The 18,053-nt window shown below is 62.1% G+C and carries 17 protein-coding genes; 6 read left to right on the forward strand and 11 right to left on the reverse strand.

The annotated features are described in order from the left end of the window. A partial coding sequence (locus tag BFW87_RS28740; RefSeq protein ID WP_078743098.1) for a L,D-transpeptidase family protein occupies positions 1-1,427 on the reverse strand: 1,427 nt, incomplete at its 3' end. A gap of 40 nt (positions 1,428-1,467) precedes the next feature. Between BFW87_RS28740 and BFW87_RS28745 the strand changes: the two genes are divergently transcribed. Further along, positions 1,468-2,181, forward strand: coding sequence for a murein L,D-transpeptidase catalytic domain family protein (locus tag BFW87_RS28745; RefSeq protein WP_078743099.1), 714 nt, complete (start codon positions 1,468-1,470; stop codon positions 2,179-2,181). 30 nt (positions 2,182-2,211) lie between these two features. Further along, positions 2,212-2,958, forward strand: a complete 747-nt coding sequence (locus tag BFW87_RS28750; protein WP_078743100.1) for a creatininase family protein — start codon at positions 2,212-2,214, stop codon at positions 2,956-2,958. Positions 2,959-3,091: 133 nt separating this feature from the next. On the opposite strand, the gene BFW87_RS28755 is transcribed toward BFW87_RS28750, so the two are convergent. Next, positions 3,092-3,433, reverse strand: coding sequence for a hypothetical protein (locus BFW87_RS28755; protein ID WP_078743101.1), 342 nt, complete (start codon positions 3,431-3,433; stop codon positions 3,092-3,094). 45 nt (positions 3,434-3,478) lie between these two features. Beyond that, positions 3,479-4,123 (reverse strand): ATPase, encoded by a 645-nt coding sequence (locus tag BFW87_RS28760; RefSeq protein WP_078743102.1) that lies wholly within the window; start codon positions 4,121-4,123, stop codon positions 3,479-3,481. A 131-nt stretch (positions 4,124-4,254) separates the two neighbouring features. Here BFW87_RS28760 and BFW87_RS28765 point away from each other — a divergent pair, with 131 nt between their 5' ends. Beyond that, positions 4,255-4,518, forward strand: coding sequence for a hypothetical protein (locus tag BFW87_RS28765; RefSeq protein WP_078743103.1), 264 nt, complete (start codon positions 4,255-4,257; stop codon positions 4,516-4,518). On the opposite strand, the gene BFW87_RS28770 is transcribed toward BFW87_RS28765, so the two are convergent. The 4 genes from BFW87_RS28770 to yfcF all read right to left on the reverse strand — a co-directional run bounded on the left by BFW87_RS28770 (position 4,495) and on the right by yfcF (position 8,233). Then, entirely contained in the window at positions 4,495-5,334 is an 840-nt protein-coding gene (locus tag BFW87_RS28770) for an amidohydrolase family protein (RefSeq protein ID WP_078743104.1), read from the reverse strand. The two genes, BFW87_RS28765 and BFW87_RS28770, sit on opposite strands and share 24 nt — an antisense overlap. Positions 5,335-5,361: 27 nt before the next feature. Next, positions 5,362-6,642 carry an MFS transporter gene (locus BFW87_RS28775; RefSeq protein ID WP_078743105.1) on the reverse strand — a complete coding sequence of 427 codons (1,281 nt, stop codon included), beginning with the start codon at positions 6,640-6,642 and terminating at the stop codon, positions 5,362-5,364. 114 nt (positions 6,643-6,756) lie between these two features. Further along, complete coding sequence (locus BFW87_RS28780; RefSeq protein ID WP_078743106.1) at positions 6,757-7,488, reverse strand: GntR family transcriptional regulator; 732 nt, start codon at positions 7,486-7,488, stop codon at positions 6,757-6,759. Between the two features lie 112 nt (positions 7,489-7,600). Then, positions 7,601-8,233, reverse strand: coding sequence for a glutathione transferase (gene yfcF / locus BFW87_RS28785; protein ID WP_078743107.1), 633 nt, complete (start codon positions 8,231-8,233; stop codon positions 7,601-7,603). Between the two features lie 174 nt (positions 8,234-8,407). On the opposite strand from yfcF, the gene BFW87_RS28790 reads away from it, so the two are divergent. Continuing rightward, positions 8,408-9,847: a hypothetical protein gene (locus BFW87_RS28790; protein WP_078743108.1), complete on the forward strand. Its 1,440-nt coding sequence runs from the start codon at positions 8,408-8,410 to the stop codon at positions 9,845-9,847. Between the two features lie 140 nt (positions 9,848-9,987). Here BFW87_RS28790 and BFW87_RS28795 read toward each other — a convergent pair whose 3' ends face one another. Further along, entirely contained in the window at positions 9,988-10,530 is a 543-nt protein-coding gene (locus BFW87_RS28795; RefSeq protein WP_078743214.1) for a DUF924 family protein, read from the reverse strand. A gap of 104 nt (positions 10,531-10,634) precedes the next feature. On the opposite strand from BFW87_RS28795, the gene BFW87_RS28800 reads away from it, so the two are divergent. Then, positions 10,635-11,693: a HoxN/HupN/NixA family nickel/cobalt transporter gene (locus BFW87_RS28800; protein ID WP_078743109.1), complete on the forward strand. Its 1,059-nt coding sequence runs from the start codon at positions 10,635-10,637 to the stop codon at positions 11,691-11,693. 145 nt (positions 11,694-11,838) lie between these two features. Here BFW87_RS28800 and metE read toward each other — a convergent pair whose 3' ends face one another. Together metE and BFW87_RS28810 are read right to left on the reverse strand one after the other, a co-directional pair. Then, complete coding sequence (metE, locus tag BFW87_RS28805; protein WP_078743110.1) at positions 11,839-14,127, reverse strand: 5-methyltetrahydropteroyltriglutamate--homocysteine S-methyltransferase; 2,289 nt, start codon at positions 14,125-14,127, stop codon at positions 11,839-11,841. Positions 14,128-14,224: 97 nt separating this feature from the next. After that, on the reverse strand, positions 14,225-14,830 hold the full coding sequence (locus BFW87_RS28810) for a LysE family translocator (protein ID WP_078743111.1): 606 nt from the start codon (positions 14,828-14,830) through the stop codon (positions 14,225-14,227). Between the two features lie 142 nt (positions 14,831-14,972). Here BFW87_RS28810 and BFW87_RS28815 point away from each other — a divergent pair, with 142 nt between their 5' ends. Next, positions 14,973-16,616, forward strand: coding sequence for a sensor domain-containing diguanylate cyclase (locus tag BFW87_RS28815; protein ID WP_078743112.1), 1,644 nt, complete (start codon positions 14,973-14,975; stop codon positions 16,614-16,616). A gap of 606 nt (positions 16,617-17,222) precedes the next feature. Here the strand turns inward: BFW87_RS28815 and BFW87_RS28820 are convergent. Next, complete coding sequence (locus BFW87_RS28820) at positions 17,223-18,053, reverse strand: phosphodiesterase (protein ID WP_078743215.1); 831 nt, start codon at positions 18,051-18,053, stop codon at positions 17,223-17,225.

Genomic DNA, 18,053 nt, shown 5'->3' on the forward strand with positions numbered 1-18,053 from the left:
GTGGCGAGCAACTCATCGGTGCGGGTGCGCTCGGCCGGGGTCACCAGCAGATCGCGCAGCAACAGCGGCTGTTCAACCCTCACACACCCGGAACTGAACGCCCGTGGCCCTTTGGTAAACAGCGGCTGGCTCGGCGTGTCGTGCAGGTACACCGAGTACGGGTTGGGGAAGCGCATCACGATCTTGCCCAGCGGGTTACGCGGGCCGGCGTCCTGGCGCAGGAGGATGTTGCCGGGGCGCGCCCAGTCGATTTGCTCGGGGGCCAGCGGGCGGCCTTCGGGGTCGAGCACTTGCAGGTTTTGCTGGCGCAGGTACTCGGGGTTGAGGCGGATGGCCGGGAGTTTGTCCTCGCGCATGATGGTCGGCGGGATGGTCCAGGTCGGGTTGAGGGTCAGCCGGGTGATGCGTGATTTGAGCAGCGGCGTCTGGCGCTCGGCGCGGCCGACTTGCAGGCGGGTTTGCCACACCGGAATGCCGCTTTGATAAACGCTGAGCTGTGCAGCGGCGACGTTGACCAGCACGCCTTCGGGCTCCAGGTCCTGGGCCAGCCAGCGGAAGCGTTCGAGGTTGATGCGCAACTGTTCACGGCGTACCGCCGGGCTGATATTGAGTTCGGCCACGGTACCGGCGCCGATCACACCGTCGGCTTGCAGCGAATGGCTGAGCTGGAAGGCCTTGACCGCCTTGACCAGCTCATCGCGGTATTGCTTGCCGCTGGTGGCCTTGGCCAGGTAGCCGCCGCTGACCAGACGCCTTGCCAGCTCCGGCACGCGCGGGTCTTCCATGCCGGGGCGCAACAATGGGCCGGTGGCGACCGGGTCCCAATGCGGCAACGGTTGCTGGCGCACCGTGGAATAGGCATTGCGCAGGCTGCGGTAAAGGTCGGCGCTGGGGCGCGCCTGGTCGAACGCTTGGGCCATGTCTTGCAGGCCGGCGGCGGCGAAGGCCAGCACCTCGGTATTCGGGTCGCGGGTAGGCGGCTGGGAATGCCACAGCGGCTCGAAGCGCGATTGCTGCAGGCGCCCGAAGTGCAAATCCTGCAGGGCCTGGAGGTACTGGCGGCTCACGTCGATATCGCTGCACAGCACGTTCGCCATGGCGTCTGGCGCAGGCAGACTATAGTGAGCGGGGTCCAGGCCGTCGTCGGCCAATAGCTGCAACTGGGAGTGCAAGGCTTGACGGCGCTGATCGTCGGACCAGAGGGGCACATCGCCCTGCTGCTGGTAGAACGCTTGCAAGCGCGCTTGAGCGGCGGGGTCGATGTGCGGGGCCAGGCCGGGGCATACGCCGGGCAGTTGCGCGAGGGCCTGCTGCACCGGGCTGGCGGCTATCAGCGGCACAGGCTCGGCCGGCAGCTCATCAGCCGTCGCGACCAGTGGTGCAACGAGCAGGCAAAGGCTCAAGTAACATGCGTGTTTTTTGAACAATTGACTACGCTCCAATCCACAGTGGGGGGATGTACTGTAGATGCTGACTTTTAAATACCTGCTCGGCTTGTTTGCCGTAAGCCTGGCTACGCTGAGCAATTTTGCGCTCGCCGCCAATCAGACGCCTCCTAACTTGTATAGCAGCCTGGCGCGCTCGGCTCCAGAACTCAATCCAATGGTCTTGAAAAGCGCCCTGAGCGCCGTGCAGTGCGCCGTCAATAATGGTGAAGAACGCTCGGACCGCCTGGCTGTGATTGACTACTCGCAGCCTTCGACCGCCCGTCGGCTGTGGATCTTCGATTTGCGCAAAAAGACTCTGGTGCTACGCGACTTGGTGGCCCACGGCGCCAAATCCGGGGAAAACTTCGCCACCCAGTTCTCCAACCTTGAAGGCAGCCACCAATCCAGCCTGGGCCTGTTCCGTACTCAGGAAAGTTACCTGGGCGCCCACGGCTACTCGCTGCGCATGGACGGCCTCGAACCCGGTTTCAATGATCAGGCCCGCGACCGCGCGCTGGTGATCCACGCCGCCGACTACGTCAACCCGGCCTGGAGCAAGCGCGAAGGCCGCATCGGCCGCAGCCAGGGCTGCCCCGCCGTGCGCCCGCAGGTGGCGCGCCAGGTGGTGGACAAGCTCAAGGACGGGCAATTCATGTTTTCCTGGTACCCGGACCAGCGCTGGTTGAAGTCCTCGACTTACCTCAATTGCAAACCCCAACAGGTGGCAAGTAGTCGTACACTCCGTGGTGGTTAGCCTGTCCCCACCGATAAAAGAGAGCCACGCATGCTTCTACACACGTCCACCTGGATCGAAATTGGGCAGTTTCTGGAGCGCAGCCGCACGGTAGTGATCCCCATCGGTTCCAACGAACAACACGGCCCCACCGGCCTGCTGGGCACGGACTGGATGTGCCCGGAAATCATCGCCCATGAGGCGCAGAAGAACGCCGACATCCTGATCGGCCCGACCTTCAACATCGGCATGGCCCAGCACCACCTGGGCTTTCCCGGCACCATTTCGCTGCGCCCTTCCACCTTTATCGCCGCGATTGGCGACTGGGTGCGTTCGCTGGCCGGGCATGGTTTCGAGAAAATCCTGTTTCTGAACGGCCATGGCGGCAATATCGCGACCATTGAAGCGGCGTTTTCCGAGCTGTACGCCGAGGCGAGTTTTGCCCGTCGCCCGGCGGGTTTTGCGTTGAAACTGGTGAACTGGTGGGACCTGGAAGGTGTGACCGACCTGGCTCACCGCCAATTCCCGGTCGGCCACGGCAGCCACGCCACGCCGTCGGAGATTGCAGTGACGCAGTGGGCGTACCCGGACTCGATCAAGTCAGCCGATTATTCGCCGCAAATCGCCAACACCGGCCCGATCCGCGAAGCACTGGACTTCCGCGCACGCTTCCCCGACGGCCGCATGGGCTCAGACCCGGCGCTGGCGACAGTGGAAAAAGGCGGTGAGTTGGTGGCGTTGGCGGCCAAAGGCTTGGTCCACACCGTGAACAGCTTCAGCAACGAAGCAAAACCTTAAAGCCCTACGAAAATCCAAATGTGGGAGCGGGCTTGCTCGCGAAGGCGGAGTTTCAGTCGATACGTTACTGACTGATCCACCGCTTTCGCGAGCAAGCCCGCTCCCACATTTTTGCTTTGTGTGCGGCTCGGGGTTACTTGCAATCCTGAGCCGACATCTCCAGCCGCGACGGCTTGATCGCCGATGCCAGCGGCTTGCGCTCATACAAGAACACTTTGGTGCCGTCCTGAGACTTGTAGGCCTCCAGCACATCATCGGCGGCAATCTTGCTGGTCAACACCACCTTGGCGTGACGCGAGTTTTGCGTGACGGTGGAGGAAATGCCGTGTTTTTCAAGCTTGGGCACTACGCACTGCAGATAGGCTTCGGGCGTCTTGTCGGTTTGCAGGGTCAGGGTCGGAGCGTTGGGAGCAGTGATACAACCGGTCAGCAACAACGAAGCCGCCGCCAGGGCCGGGACGAAAATAGAGCGCATAAACATTCCTGAATAGAGCAAATAGGGTTCACATCAATCCGCGTGTCATCCCTCGCGGACCAGAGCCTTGAGCGAGGCATCGAACTGCTTCAAGGCATCAAGCTGTACATCACGCTGTTGTTCAATCTGCGCGGCAATCTCGGGCGCCGCCTTGTCATGCACCCACACCGAGGCCACCTGCTTGTGCATCGAGCCTTCAGCCTTGGCGATGTATTGCAGGTCCGCGTCATAGAACCGCGCGGTAAACCTGGCTTCGACCACATCGTTACGCTGGGTCAGCAACTGGTTATGGGTATCGAGCATCACCACCACGTCCGGATGCGCCTGCACTAGCTCATCCAGGCTGCTATAGACCGTCACCGATAAAAAAGTGCCCTGCAACGAATTCATTAACCAGTCTATGGCCAGTTCCGGATCGGAGCTGTCGACGAACGCCTCACGGATGCGCCCGTCGAGGTCATTCTTGGCGCCGTTCAAGGCCATGGCATGGTAGCGCTCAAGGTAGCTGAGGTTGTCGCGGGTGTTTTCGCTGTACAACACCCCCACCGACTGCGCGCGCGCCAGGGAGTCTACGCTACCGACGAGAGGCAGCAAATGGCCTGTACGCAGATCATCGGCAATCGCCGGGTTGGTCAGCACCGCTGTGCCGAACATCAGAATCATTAAACCCAGCTGAATTATCGTCCTCATCGCGCATTTCCTTGAGCAGCGTCGTGATGCTGCAATTTTGCGCTGTTGGCGAAAAAACAGAACTTGCGATTCGTGATGGTGACTATTATCTGAACCGATAGTGCTCACATAAAATCGATAAGGACCACGCCATGAAGCCCCACCAGAAAACCTTCGACCGCATCCGCGAAGCCGTATTACCGGAGTTTCGCGAGCGCGTCGCCGATTACCTGGTCGACTATGAAAACGTGCTGCAGGATGAGGCCGCCGGCGCCGATCAACGTTACGCCAGCGCCCAGCAACTGCGCGGCTACCTGCGCGGTTTGAACACCACGCGGGTGTTGGGCATGGCCGATTGGGAAGACCTCGACCGGCGCGTGGCTCAGGAATGGCTACAGGTGCTGGAAGCCGAATAACCGGCTGGGGGTGTCGATCAGCAGCGCCTGCTCCGTTTGCGCCGAGAGCCGCAGCGCCTGGCGTTGCAGCACTACGCTGGCGTAGTCGATCCTGGTTTCGTGCTGCGTGTGCGGCCAGTCACTGCCCCACACCAGGCGCTCAGGGCCAAAGCTCTGCGCCAGCAGGGGCATGGCCTGGCGGGCAAACGCCAGGTTCTGCGCCGGGGTGCCGCCCAAGCGGTAGATACCGGAGACTTTCAGCCACACCTGCCCGCTTGCTCCCAACGTCAGCAATTCGGCAAACGCGGGTTGATCCACGCCGCGCCGTGCATCGGGGCGCCCGAAGTGGTCAATCACCAGTTTGACGTCGAACGCCATCAACTGGCGCACCAACTGCGGCAGGTCGTCAATGTCGCGGTGCAGCTCCACGTGCCAGCCCAGCTCAGCGATGCGCTGGAAAAACACGCGCCAACCGGGCTCGGTAAAGTCCGGCAACGGTTGCCCGACCAGATTCAATCGCACACCCACCACACCGAGCCGGGCCATGGCCTGCAAGGTGTCGACACTCACCTGCCGCTCAACCACCACCACACCGCGCAGCTGCTCCGGCGCCTGCGTCAGGGCGGCCAGCAGATAGCTGTTGTCGGTGCCCAGAAAGCTCGGCTGCACCAGCACGCCGTGGCTCAAACCACTGGTGTGCAGGTGCTGCAGGTAGTCGGCCAGAGTGGCATCGTAGCCGGGGGTATAGCGGCGTTCGCCGGCAAGGGTCAGCGCTTGGCTGAATACATGGGCGTGGCCGTCAATGCCGGTGATGGGTGGGGAGCCGTTATCAAGCATGGTTTTATCTTTCACGGTGAATGGGGTTCAAGCCTGGACGCGCTGGCCAGCAGGAGCATCGGCCGCAGGCGTTGCTTCGAGGACGCGACCACGGGTTTCCGGCAGGCACAGTGCGGCGATCACTGCAACGCCGTAGGCAATCCCGGCATCAATGCCAATCGCCGAGCCCAGGGACATGGAGGCACTCATGTGCCCTACCAGAAACGGGAACACCGCCGACAACACGCGCCCGAAGTTGTAGCAAAAACCCACGCCGGCACCGCGCACGTCCGCCGGGTAGAGCTCGTTAAACAACGCTCCCAGACTGGCCGGAATACCGGCAGCGAAAAAGCCCAGCGGGAAGCCGAGGAATAACATCTGCGTGTTGGTCAGTGGCAGGAACACATAGGCCTGCACGGTCACCACGCAGCACAGGGCGAACAGCACGATATTCTTGCGGCGGCCAATGCGGTCGATCAGAAACCCGCTGACCACGCAGCCACACCAAAAGGCGAAGATGATCACCGCCAGGTAGCCACCGGAGTTAAGTACCGACAGGTTGCGTTCGGTCTTGAGAAAGGTCGGCAGCCACGTCATCACCGCGTGATATCCGCCGTGGGCGCCCAGGCCCAACAGCCCGCCAAACAGCGTGACGCGAATCAGCTCGGGGCGAAAAATACCGGCCAGCGACTTGAAAAAACTCTGGGGAATCGCCTGTTCTTTTTGCAGGCGCTGGAAGCTGTCGGGCTCCTCGACATTGCGCCGCACCCAAATAATCAGGAACGACGGCAGCAGGCCCACGACGAACATCACGCGCCAGGCCATGTCCTGGGGCACGAACGAATAGATCAGCGCAAACACCCCCACCGCCACGCCCCAGCCTACCGCCCAGGCGCTTTGCACGGTGCCCATGACTTTGCCGCGATACTTGGGGTTGATGGTTTCGGCCATCAGCACCGCGCCCGCTGCCCACTCACCGCCGATGCCGAAGCCTTGCAGCGCCTTGACGATCAGCAACTGGTTGAAGCCGGTGACAAACGCCGACAAAAAGGTGAAGAACGAAAACCACACAATCATCCACTGCAGCGTACGCACACGGCCGTAGCGGTCGGAGAGCGTGCCGCCGACCCAGCCGCCGATGGCTGAGGTGACCAGCGTAACCCCGCTGATAAGGCCCGCATCGCCCTTGGTGAGGGCGAACGCGGCGATCAGCGCCGGGATCGCCAGCCCAAACATCTGTACTTCCAGTGCATCAAGGGACCAGCCGCCGAAGCAGGCCCAGAATGTTTTGCGCTCCCGAGGAGTGACGTGGCGATACCAACTGAACATGATTTCTTATCCTTATAGGTGAAACGCAAGGCAGCCGAACGCGAACCGCGCCGTTGCCGGGCCAGGTGTGGCAAACAGCCTGGGTGTGGGGCCAGAAGGTTCTGGCCCCTGGTGTCAGCGAATGTCCACGCGGTAACGGAAATGCTCGGCATGCCCACGGGAGCGTCGCCACTCCAGGGGTTGCCCGGCGTAATCACGGGCCAGCCGTTCGATCACCACCACCGGGCTATTGACCGGCACCTGCAACAGGCGCGCGTACACCTCGTTGACGGCTTCGGCGGTGAGGGTTTCCTCGGCCGAGGCCACCACCTGCCCGCACACGCTTTCATAGACCGGGTAGAGCAACGGCCCCTGCTCAGCCAGGTCGACTTCAAGCAACGCCTGAAACCGTGTGCGTGGCAGCCAGATTTCTTCGGCCAGCAGAGGCTGCACGTCGAGCAAACGGGTACGCACAATGCGTATCACCTGAGCGCTTGGCGCCAGCCCCAGAGCTTCACTCACCGCCGACGGTGCGGGCACGGATTCAACCGACAGAATCCGGCTTTCCGGCACCTGACGCTCGCCCGACGGGCCTTGAAAACGAAAGAACCGAAACAGCGAAGATTGAAACTGCGGGCGCCGCACGAAAGTGCCACGGCCTTGCTGACGCTCAAGGATGCCCTCGCTGACCAGCGCGTCCACGGCCTTGCGCACCGTGCCGGTAGACAACGCGTACTCGGCGGACAACACCGCTTCGGTCGGGATCGGTTCACCGGGGCGCCAGCGATTGTTGGCGATCTGCTCAACCAGGTGGTCACGCAGGCGTTGATAGAGCGGCAGACGGGCATCACTGGACAAGGTATTCATCGGGCCACATTCACTTTGTTATTTAGTCATCTATATGAATATGGCGTGAGTATTTGCCCGCTGGGTGACACCTGTCAAGGGTGCCACCGCTCACGGATGATGAATGGTCGGGTTACAGCACAGGGCGTTGTTGGCGTACCCACTCCTGCACCGATGGCCGTTGCCACTGGCGCTGCGCGTAGGCCACCAGCTCTGCGGGCACGCTGTCGCCATTGAGAACCAGGCGATTGAGCATCACGGCCAGGTCCACATCGGCAATGCACCACTCGCCAAACAGGTTCGGCGGATCGCCCGCCAACAGCACTTGCGCCGCACTGATCAGCTTGTGCGCGGCAGCCTCGGCCACAGGCGTCAGCGGCGGCATCTTTTGCCCGTAAAACACCACCAGCGTCGAGCGCTCCTGACGAATCGGCAGCAAATCGCTGCGCAGCCACGCCTGCACCTGCCGCGCCCTCGCCCGCTGTTTCGGGTCGGCCGGGTACACCGCCGTGTCGGGAAAAGCCTCGTCCAGGTATTCGCTGATCGCGGAAGATTCCGACAGAGCAAAGTCACCGTCGACCAAGGTCGGCACGCGCTGGGTCAGGGACAACCGGGCGAAGTCAGGCTCTCGATTTTGTGCGGTGTCCAGGTCCACGGTCAGCGTGTCGAACGCCAGGCCTTTCTCGCGCAGGGTGATAAACACCGACATCGCGTAGGGGCTGGTGAACTGGGCATCGACGTACAGGCGCAATTGGGGGCGGTTCATGGCGGGGCTCCTTGGGTAGAAGCCCACGCTACGAGATCTGCGGCCGGAATGACAATGCGCGGTTTTTATGGGGGCATTCCTGGCGGGAATGGCGACAGTAATGGCAATATCATAGCGATTAGCTACCCTGCGGCAGCCTCCCGCCTTTTGTCGTTTTCAAGGAATGATCACCTCATGAAACAAGCAGTTGTCGTCATCCACGGCATCGGCGAACAGCGCCCGATGGACACCCTGCGCGGCTTCGTCGAAGCAATGATCCCGGCAGACACCCCCGACGGCACGCCGTTTTACTGGAGCAAGCCGGACCGCCTTTCACGCAATTTTGACCTGCGCGTATTGAAGTCATCAGGCCGCACCAGCACGGATTTCTACGAGTACTACTGGGCGCACAAGATGCAGGGCACCAAGGTTGGCCACTTGCTGGGCTGGCTGTGGGACATCTTCAAACGTCCGCGCCGCGACATTCCCGACGCCATCGTGCCGATCTGGCGCACCACGCGCTGGACGGTGATGGTGCTGTTGCTGCTGATCGCCACCGGCACCCTCGCCACGGCGTGGGGCGCTTTCAATCACGACACCAACCCCTTCGCGTTCGTGCCGTTGTTGCTGGGCGCCATCGGCCTGGGGCTGCGTTATTCCGCGCTGTCTTACCTGGGCGACGCCGCCCGCTACCTCAGCCCCAACCCGCAGAATGTGGTGGTGCGTGAGCAAATTCGCGCCGATGGCGTGGCGTTGCTGCGCGCCTTGCACAACAAGGCGGCCTACGACCGCATCATCGTGGTGGGCCACAGCCTGGGCAGCGTGATTGCCTACGATATCGTCGGTTACCTGTGGCATGAGCATCACGACCAGTTGACCAAAGTCATCCCCAGCAACCTTGAACTGGCAGCGCGGTACGCCAAGGGCGAGCCGCTGCAGCCGGTGATCAAGGACGCACTGCACAAGGCTGGCGAAGCCCTCGACGGCAGTTTGAGCAGCACCTTGAAGTTTCGCGAACTGCAGACCCAAGCGTTTATCGAACAGCGCGACCTGGGCAACCCGTGGCGCATCACTGACCTTGTGACCGTCGGCAGCCCGATGGCCCACGCCAGCCTGTTGCTGGGCCGCAGCGTCAGCGACTTCAAACAGCGCATGGAACGCCGCGAAGCCCCGGCCTGCCCGCCCACCGAAGACACCAAGGGGTATGGCTACAACGCCCGCCAACCGGTGATGCTCGGCCAGAAAGCCTTCACCCCGCAGTACCTGCACCACGCGGCAGCCTTTGCCGTCACGCGCTGGACCAACCTGTACTTCCCGGCGCCGTACGGCCTGTTCGGCGACCTGGTGGGCGGCCCGGTCAAGCCAGTGATGGGCAATGGCGTGCTGGATTTGCCTGTGACGGTAGACAAATGGAAAGGCTGGCTCGCCAAGTCCTGGCTCAGCCACACCCACTACTGGAGCGAGCGCGGCGGCGCGCAGGGGTATCTGGGTTCACTCGGCCGGGATGAACAGGCCATCAGCCACGGCCCGCGGCCTTCAGCAACAGAAGCCTTGCGCTGGGCGGTGGACCTCAAGGGGTTGCGGCGTTTTCGCCCGGTGGGTGCCAGAGAAACCTTTGTGCCTGCCGAGGCCTAGAGTGAATTAGGTTCAAACTGTGGGAGCGGGCTTGCTCGCGAAGGCGGTGTGTCAGTACCAGATGTAGTAGGTGACACACCGCTTTCGCGAGCAAGCCCGCTCCCACATTTTTGACCGTGTTCAGCCTAAAGCTACGGAGCTTAGCCGGCGAAGCCGCCGGACTGGAGAAATTCCAGCTCCTGTTCGGTACTGGTCCTGGCCAACACCGCATTACGATGAGGAAACCGCCCAAACCGCTCAATGATCACCGCATGCTCCTTGGCCCAGTGATAGGTGTTGGCATCCAAACGTTGATTCAACACTACTGAACGCTGCTGATCCGCCGCATCCTCCGAGTGCTCAAACGGCAAATAACAGAACGCGCGCAGCTCGGGCTCTATCAACTGATCAAGCCCGGCATCCACCATGCGCTGGGCATACACACGCGCCAGCGGGTCAGTAGCAAACATGTGCGCCGTATCGCGAAAGGCGTTGCGCGGGAATTGATCGAGCAAAATCAGCAGGGCCAGCGCGCTCTGCGCCGAGTCCAGCCAGCCTTCCAGCTCACGCCGGGCCGCCTGCATATGGGTGGCGTAAAAGGTGTCGCGAAAGGCTTGGTCAAAACCATCGTCCTTGGCAAACCAGCGTTTAGGCCCTGCCTGTTTCCAGAACGCGATCACCGCCTCGGCCGGCTGTTCCTTCATGCTCATGTTTATTCCTCTGGTTAAACCCGCAGATTTCATCATCGACGCCGACGGAATCCATTAAGTTTCCTCGATGTGCCGCAATTCAACAAAGGGTTTACCTGATGATCCACCGTCTCGCCCAGGTTTTCAGTGATTCCAACCGTGAAGTGCGCAGCAAGTTGTTTGGCATTTATGGGGTGTTGATCGCCATCAACGTCGGCGCCTGGCTCTGGGCGCTGGTAGCGTTCCATGACCACCCGATTCTGCTGGGCACCGCCCTGCTCGCCTACAGCTTCGGCCTGCGCCATGCGGTGGACGCCGACCATATCGCCGCCATCGACAACGCCACCCGCAAGCTGATGCAAGAGAAAAAACGCCCGGTGGCAGTGGGGTTCTTCTTCTCGCTGGGGCATTCGTCGGTGGTGGTGCTGGCATCGATTGGCGTGGCGTTTGCCGCTGCGACCATGAAGGAACATTTTGACGGCTTCAAGGCCATCGGCGGCGTGATCGGCACGTCAGTCTCGGCGCTGTTTTTGCTGGTGATCGCGCTGATGAACCTGGTGATCCTGCGTTCGATCTACAAAGCCTGGCGCCATGTGTGTCAGGGCGGTGCCTACAAGGAAGACGATTTCGACCTGCTGCTGGCCGACCGGGGTTTTATGGCGCGGATCTTCCGCCCGCTGTTTCGCCTGATCAGCCGCAGCTGGCACCTGTATCCGCTGGGTTTTCTGTTTGGCCTGGGGTTTGACACGGCCACTGAAATCGCCCTGCTGGGCATCTCCGCCACCCAAGCCGCGCAAGGCTTGTCGCCGTGGTCGATCATGGTGTTCCCGCTGCTGTTCAGCGCCGGCATGTCGCTGGTGGATACGCTCGACGGGCACTTGATGCTTGGCGCGTATGGCTGGGCGTATATGAAGCCGATCCGCAAGATTTACTACAACATGAGCATCACCCTGGTCTCGGTGGTGGTCGCGGTAATCATCGGCAGCATCGAGGCGCTGGGGCTGATCGCCGATCAACTGGATTTGAAGGGCGGATTCTGGGGGTTTATCGGCAGCCTGAACGACAGCTTCGGCATGCTGGGGTACATCATCATCGGCATTTTTGTCGCCAGTTGGGCGGCGTCGGTGTTGTTGTACAGGCTGCGCGGGTTTGACCGGATTGAGGTCACCCGCACGTGATCGTTCCCACGCTCCGCGTGGGAAAGCAGCCAGTGACGCTCCGCGTCACACAGTGCACACATTCAAGAATGTACGCGACTGACGGGACGCGGAGCGTCCCAAGAGGCGTTCCCACGCGGAGCGTAGGAACGATCGGGGGGTGGTGTCAGGCCAGTTCGGCGCGCAGTTGCCGGGCCGCAGTGACCATGTGAACCAACGCCGCTTCCGTCTCCGGCCAGCCACGGGTTTTCAGGCCGCAGTCCGGGTTGACCCACAACCGTTCGGCCGGAATCCGCTGGGCCGCCTTGCGCAGCAGGTTGGCCATTTCCGACGCCTGTGGCACGCGTGGCGAGTGGATGTCGTAGACGCCCGGCCCAATGTCGTTCGGGTAAGCGAAGGCTTCGAACGCGTCGAGCAGCTCCATGTCCGAGCGTGACGTTTCGATGGTGATGACGTCGGCGTCCATCGCCGCGATGGACTCGATCACATCGTTGAATTCGCTGTAGCACATGTGCGTGTGGATCTGGGTCTCGTCACGCACGCCGCAAGCGCACAGGCGGAACACTTCGGTGGCCCAGTCCAGGTAGTGCTGCCACTGCGCCTGGCGCAACGGCAAACCTTCACGGAACGCAGCTTCGTCGATCTGCACAATCTTGATGCCGGCGGCTTCGAGGTCGACCACTTCGTCGCGAATGGCCAGCGCCAGTTGACGCGCTTGCACCTCGCGGCTCACGTCTTCACGCGGGAACGACCACATCAGCATGGTCACCGGGCCGGTCAGCATGCCCTTCATCACCTTGTGGGTGAGGCCCTGGGCGTAGCGGATCCACTCCACCGTCATGGCGTTCGGGCGGCTCAAGTCGCCAAAGATCACCGCCGGTTTCACGCAGCGCGAACCGTAGCTCTGCACCCAGCCAAAGCGGGTGAACACATAGCCGTCGAGTTGCTCGGCGAAATATTCGACCATGTCGTTGCGTTCGGCTTCACCGTGTACCAGCACGTCCAGGCCGAGGTTTTCCTGCACTTCTACGGCGTGCCTGATCTCGCTGTGCATGGCTTCGACGTATTCGGCTTCGCTCAATTTGCCGGTCTTGTAGGACTGGCGCGCCAGGCGGATGGAGGCGGTTTGCGGGAACGAACCGATGGTGGTGGTCGGGAACAGCGGCAGGTTCAGGCCGGCGCGTTGCTTCTCGATGCGTTGGGCAAACAGCGACTGGCGTTGGCTGTCCTTGGCAGTGATCGCCGCCACACGGGCTTGCACGGCCGGTTTGTGAATACGCGGCGAGGCAGCACGGGCAGCTTGCACGGCGCGGCTTTCAGCCAGAGCAGCCAGCACATTGGGCGCTTCTGGTTCATTCACCGCCTGAGCCAGTACCGCCACTTCGGCGCACTTTTGCACGGCAAACGCCAGCCAGCTTTTCAGCTCGGCATCCAGCGCGTCTTCACGGCCCAGGTCCACCGGGCTGTGCAGCAGCGAGCAGGACGGCGCAACCCACAGGCGATCACCCAACTTTTCATGGGCGTGTTGCAAGGTGGCCAGAGCGTTTTCCAGATCGCAGCGCCAGACGTTACGGCCATTCACGACGCCCAGGGACAAGACTTTATATGCAGGCAAGCGGTCGAGGATGGTCGGGTATTGGTCCGGCGCACGCACCAGGTCGATGTGCAGGCCATCCACCGGCAGGTTGGCGGCCAGGCCGAGGTTCTCTTCCAGGCCGCCAAAGTAGGTGGCCACGAGCTTTTTCAGCGGGTCACGCTGGATCTGGTTGTAGGCGCGTTCAAAGGCGTTTTTCCACTCCTGAGGCAGATCCAGAACGAGGATCGGCTCGTCGATCTGCACCCATTCCACGCCCAGCTCGGCCAGGCGCTGAAAGATCTGGCCATACAGCGGCAGCAGGCGGTCGAGCAGGTCGAGCTTGTCGAAGTCGCCGCCCTTGGCCTTGCCCAGCCATAGATAAGTCAGCGGGCCGATCACCACCGGCTTGACGTTGTGGCCGAGGTCGCGGGCTTCCTGCACTTCCTCGAACAACTGATCCCAGCCGAGGTGGAACTGCTGGTCTGCGCTGAACTCGGGGACGAGGTAGTGGTAGTTGGTGTCGAACCACTTGGTCATTTCCTGGGCGTACGCACCGCCGCAGCAGCTGTCGCTGACGCCACGGGCCATGCCGAAGAGGGTCTGCAAGGTGGCGTGGCCGTCCGCCGGGCGGAAACGCTCGGGGATCACGCCGAACATCAGCGAGTGGGTCAGCACCTGGTCGTACCAGGCGAAATCCCCGGCGGGCAGCAACTCGATACCGGCTTGTTGTTGCAGCGCCCAATGGGCCTTGCGCAGGTCACGGCCCACGGCGCGCAGGCCGGCTTCGTCGAGTTCGCCCTTCCAGAACGCTTCCTGCGCTTTTTTCAGTTCACGATCGCGTCCAATGCGCGGAAATCCAAGGGAATGAGCGACTGCCATGACTTACAACTCCAATAGGTACGTTTATGGGACCCATTGTCGACAGACGGCCATCGTGAGACAAACTCATTTAATTATAGATGATCACAAAATCTCCTCATGTTGAGACGGCATGCAAATAGAACGCGTGGAACATGAAACAGGCGCACGCAGCCAGTGCCAGCCCCATGCAGCGGTTAAACACCACGAACGCCGACGCGCCGGTGATCCTGCGGCCCAACACCGCGCCGAGCAACGCATACACCCACGGCGCACCGACGGCACCCAGGCCCAGAAGCACCGACACCCCGGCGATCGAAGCCCCGGTAATATGCGCCGCCGGCAGCATCACACTTGTAATCGGCAGCACCGCCACGATGCCCTTGGGGTTGAGCAACTGGATCACCAGGCCATTCCAGAACGTGAGGGCTTTGGCGGGCGCGTGTGAAGGTTCTTCAACCACCGGCCGTGCGGTGAACACCTGCCACGCGAGGTACAAGGTGTACAGCCCGCCCGCCAGGGAAATGTATGGCAGTGCCGCCTGGGAGATGACGGCCTCACCGGTGTAGCCAAACAGCACGAACAGCAACAGCATCGCGCAGCCCACGCCGATAAAGAACCCGGTGGAGCGGCGAAACTTGCCGGTGAGCCCGGCATTGAGCCCCATGAAGTTCACCGGGCCGGGGCTGTACATGACGCTGAAGGCGTAGAGAAAGATGTCCATGAAGCAACCCGCAGTAGAAGAAGGTCCGGCGAGTCTACTGAGGGGTTTGCGCTGAATCTTGTACGTTTGTGGTCACCACCGCTGGCACCGCCCCTGAGATTACGCCTACCATGTAATGACTTGCCGCCTTAGACAGTGACCCATGCTCAAAGCCAGTCTGCGTACTCACCTGACCTTGTGGTTTGCCGGTTTATCCTTACTCATCCTGCTCATCGTAGGCTTCTACGTCGGGCATATCGCCACCGAACAGGTCAAGCAGGCCAGCGGTAATGCCCTGCTCAGCACCGCGCGCTCGAGTGCCGCGCTGCTGGCCGTGCAGTTGCGCGAGCGTCAGCTGGAAGTGTCGCTGCTGAGCAAGGCGCCGCTGTTTCGTCGGGGTGACCTGGACGCGCCCGACGTGATGACGCTGATGGAACTCCGCACCCAGTCGCGCGCCGAGTACGCGTGGATGGGCGTGGCCGACGCCGAAGGCCGTGTGCGCCAGGCAGTGAATGGCTTGCTGGTCAATCAGTCGGTTGCACAGCGCCCGTGGTTCCAGGCCGGCCTGCGCGGCGAGTACACCGGTGATCCCCATGAAGCGGTACTGCTCGCCAAGTTGCTGCCTGGCTCAGCGAATGGCGAGCCGTTGCGCTTTATCGACTTCGCCGCGCCGATCCGCAACGCCAACGGCGAGACGATTGGCGTGCTCGGCGCCCACGCACACTGGAGCTGGGTGACGCAGATTGTTGATTCGGCGGTGATGCAAAAAGACGCCGCCCCCGACATTCAAGCGCTGATCATCGATTTCGACGGCAAGGTGCTCTACCCCGAGATTCTCGCCGGCCAGCAAATGCTCAAAGGCAGCCTGGACTCGCCTTCCGGCTGGACCACCGGCAACGGTTACGTCACGGCCTCGGTCGCCGTGCCGAGCCCGTCCAACGCCAGCCTGCCCTGGTACATCGTGGTGCGCCAGCCGCTGGACATCGCGCTGCAACCGGCGCGGGTGCTGCTGTATAAATTGCTGATCCTTGGCGTGCTGGCCGCCATCCTGATTACCGTGGTGGCTTACTACCTGTCGCTGACGTTGAGCAAACCGATTGAGCGGCTGGCCCGCTCGGCCAAGCAGGTGCAGGAGCAAAAGCCAGGCGCGGTATTTGCCCAGGAGCATTCGGTGCTGGAAATCGCCCAGCTGGGCCAGTCCATTAGCAGCATGACCCAGTCACTGCTGAGTAAGGAACGCGAGCTGCAAGAAGCCAACGCGTCCCTGGAAGCCACCGTGCTGCAGCGCACCGCCGACCTCACCCAGGCCAATGCCGACCTGCTCAAACTGGCCACCCACGATGCGCTGACCGGCGTTTACAACCGCCGCCGCTTCGACGAGAAACTCGCCGAAAACAGCCTGCTGTTCCAGCGCACCGGCCGCACCTTCGCCTTGCTGTTGATCGACGCCGACTACTTCAAACGCGTCAACGACACCTACGGCCACGCAGTCGGTGATGACGTGCTGTGCCAACTGGCGGCGCTGATCGAAACCACCACCCGCGCCACGGATTTTGTGGCGCGTTACGGCGGTGAAGAGTTCGCGGTGCTGCTGCCGGAAGTCAAAGAGCCGGACACCCCGGAGGTGGTCGCCGAAAAAATCCGGGTTGCCGTCGCAGCCGCTCGCTTTCCGAGCGTGGGCCAGGTGACCGTGAGTATCGGGGTTGGCGTGGCCGAGCCGTCGGATCGAGATTCATCGGCACTGCTCAAGCGCGCGGACATGCGCTTGTATGAAGCCAAGGCGGCGGGCCGAAATCAGGTGGCGTAAACCTAGCGATTTGCTTATCACTGAAATATCCACCCGCGCCTGTATCAGCACCCCGCCGCTTTCCATAATGGCGCTTCCCGAATCCCCAGGAAGCCCATTCATGCAACCGCTGCCCGTTCTACTGGCACACGCGACTGCGCTCGTCTTCACCCTGCTCTGCATGGGTAGCCTGGCGCTGTTGCTGGCGTACTTCGGCCACCTGATTTTCTAACCGCCCACCTGTGGCCAGCAGGCTTCTTGTGGCGAGCGGGCTTGCCCCGCGTTGGGCTGCGCAGCAGCCCCATTCAGGATCAACGCGGTGTGCCAGACATATCAGGGGGCATGGTTTTGGGGCCGCTTCGCAGCCCAACGCGGGCAAGCCCGCTCGCCACAGGGGATGTGCGCTAGGCCTCAGCCTGCTCGGGATTGTTAGCCTGGCACTTTTGCTCGCGTGCCTGGGCCACCTGATTTTCCAGCCGATCACTTGTGGCGAGCGGGCTTGCCCCGCGTTGGGCTGCGCAGCAGCCCCATTCAGGCTCAACGCGGTGTGCCAGACATATCAGGGGGCATGGTTTTGGGGCCGCTTCGCAGCCCAACGCGGGCAAGCCCGCTCGCCACAGGCAGGCCTTAGTCAATCAATCCATTCGCGTCGTAAAACGGATACGGTCCCGGGTAATCGCCGAATACGCCGTTATGACTGACCAACCCTTGCCCGTCCCAACGATGCAGCAGGTACCCCGCCGGCTCCAGGTTGAAATGCGCCGGCGCGGCTTCTTGCAGGTCGAGCACGATCTGGTGGGAGGTGCCAGGGCACACGCAGCTCACACTGCCGCCGAAGCGCCGCTGCATCGGCCGGTGCAAATGCCCGCACAGCAGGCGCTCGACTTGCGGATGACGGGCGACGACGCGTTCAAAGCTCGCGGCATTGATGAAGGGTTCGCGGTCCATATGGCCAATGCCGCTGATAAACGGCGGGTGATGCAGAATCAGCAACGTCGGCACGTCAGGCCGCAGCGCCAACTGCTCATCAAGCCACTGCAATTGGCTGTCGAGCAACTGCCCGCCGTGGCTGCCGGGAATGGTCGAGTCCAGGCCGATCAGGCGCAGCGGATGTTCATCTACCACCCAGTCCAGTGGCGCATCGGCGGATGCCGGCAAGTAGCGGTGGTCGCGAAACGCGTCGAGCAACGGCCCGCGCGCGTCGTGGTTGCCGGGCACCAAATAGCACGGCATGTGCAGCCCCGCGAGTTCGGGGTGCAGCACGGCGTATTCATCGGCACGGCCAAAATCCACCAGGTCGCCGCTGATCACCACGATATCGGGCCGTGGGTGGCTGGCGTTCAGGTGGTCGACGGCGCGACGTAGCGCGCTCAGGGTGTCGACCACGCCATAGGTCAGGCGCTGGCCGGCTTTGAGGTGCAGGTCGCTGATCTGCGCGACCAGAAAGGGACGATTCAA

This window comes from Pseudomonas fluorescens, from assembly GCF_002022275.1.
In the GTDB taxonomy this organism is placed as follows: Bacteria; Pseudomonadota; Gammaproteobacteria; order Pseudomonadales; family Pseudomonadaceae; genus Aquipseudomonas; species Aquipseudomonas fluorescens_AJ.

Bases quoted from the DNA above. Each gene is read 5' to 3' on its own strand.
- BFW87_RS28790 (WP_078743108.1), top strand. From the start codon at position 8,408: ATGAAACAAGCAGTTGTCGTCATCCACGGCATCGGCGAACAGCGCCCG.
- yfcF (WP_078743107.1), bottom strand. From the start codon at position 8,233: ATGAACCGCCCCCAATTGCGCCTGTACGTCGATGCCCAGTTCACCAGC.
- metE (WP_078743110.1), bottom strand. From the start codon at position 14,127: ATGGCAGTCGCTCATTCCCTTGGATTTCCGCGCATTGGACGCGATCGT.
- BFW87_RS28795 (WP_078743214.1), bottom strand. From the start codon at position 10,530: ATGAAGGAACAGCCGGCCGAGGCGGTGATCGCGTTCTGGAAACAGGCA.
- BFW87_RS28800 (WP_078743109.1), top strand. From the start codon at position 10,635: ATGATCCACCGTCTCGCCCAGGTTTTCAGTGATTCCAACCGTGAAGTG.
- BFW87_RS28775 (WP_078743105.1), bottom strand. From the start codon at position 6,642: ATGTTCAGTTGGTATCGCCACGTCACTCCTCGGGAGCGCAAAACATTC.
- BFW87_RS28760 (WP_078743102.1), bottom strand. From the start codon at position 4,123: ATGAGGACGATAATTCAGCTGGGTTTAATGATTCTGATGTTCGGCACA.
- BFW87_RS28745 (WP_078743099.1), top strand. From the start codon at position 1,468: ATGCTGACTTTTAAATACCTGCTCGGCTTGTTTGCCGTAAGCCTGGCT.
- BFW87_RS28770 (WP_078743104.1), bottom strand. From the start codon at position 5,334: ATGCTTGATAACGGCTCCCCACCCATCACCGGCATTGACGGCCACGCC.
- BFW87_RS28765 (WP_078743103.1), top strand. From the start codon at position 4,255: ATGAAGCCCCACCAGAAAACCTTCGACCGCATCCGCGAAGCCGTATTA.
- BFW87_RS28780 (WP_078743106.1), bottom strand. From the start codon at position 7,488: ATGAATACCTTGTCCAGTGATGCCCGTCTGCCGCTCTATCAACGCCTG.
- BFW87_RS28750 (WP_078743100.1), top strand. From the start codon at position 2,212: ATGCTTCTACACACGTCCACCTGGATCGAAATTGGGCAGTTTCTGGAG.
- BFW87_RS28815 (WP_078743112.1), top strand. From the start codon at position 14,973: ATGCTCAAAGCCAGTCTGCGTACTCACCTGACCTTGTGGTTTGCCGGT.
- BFW87_RS28755 (WP_078743101.1), bottom strand. From the start codon at position 3,433: ATGCGCTCTATTTTCGTCCCGGCCCTGGCGGCGGCTTCGTTGTTGCTG.
- BFW87_RS28810 (WP_078743111.1), bottom strand. From the start codon at position 14,830: ATGGACATCTTTCTCTACGCCTTCAGCGTCATGTACAGCCCCGGCCCG.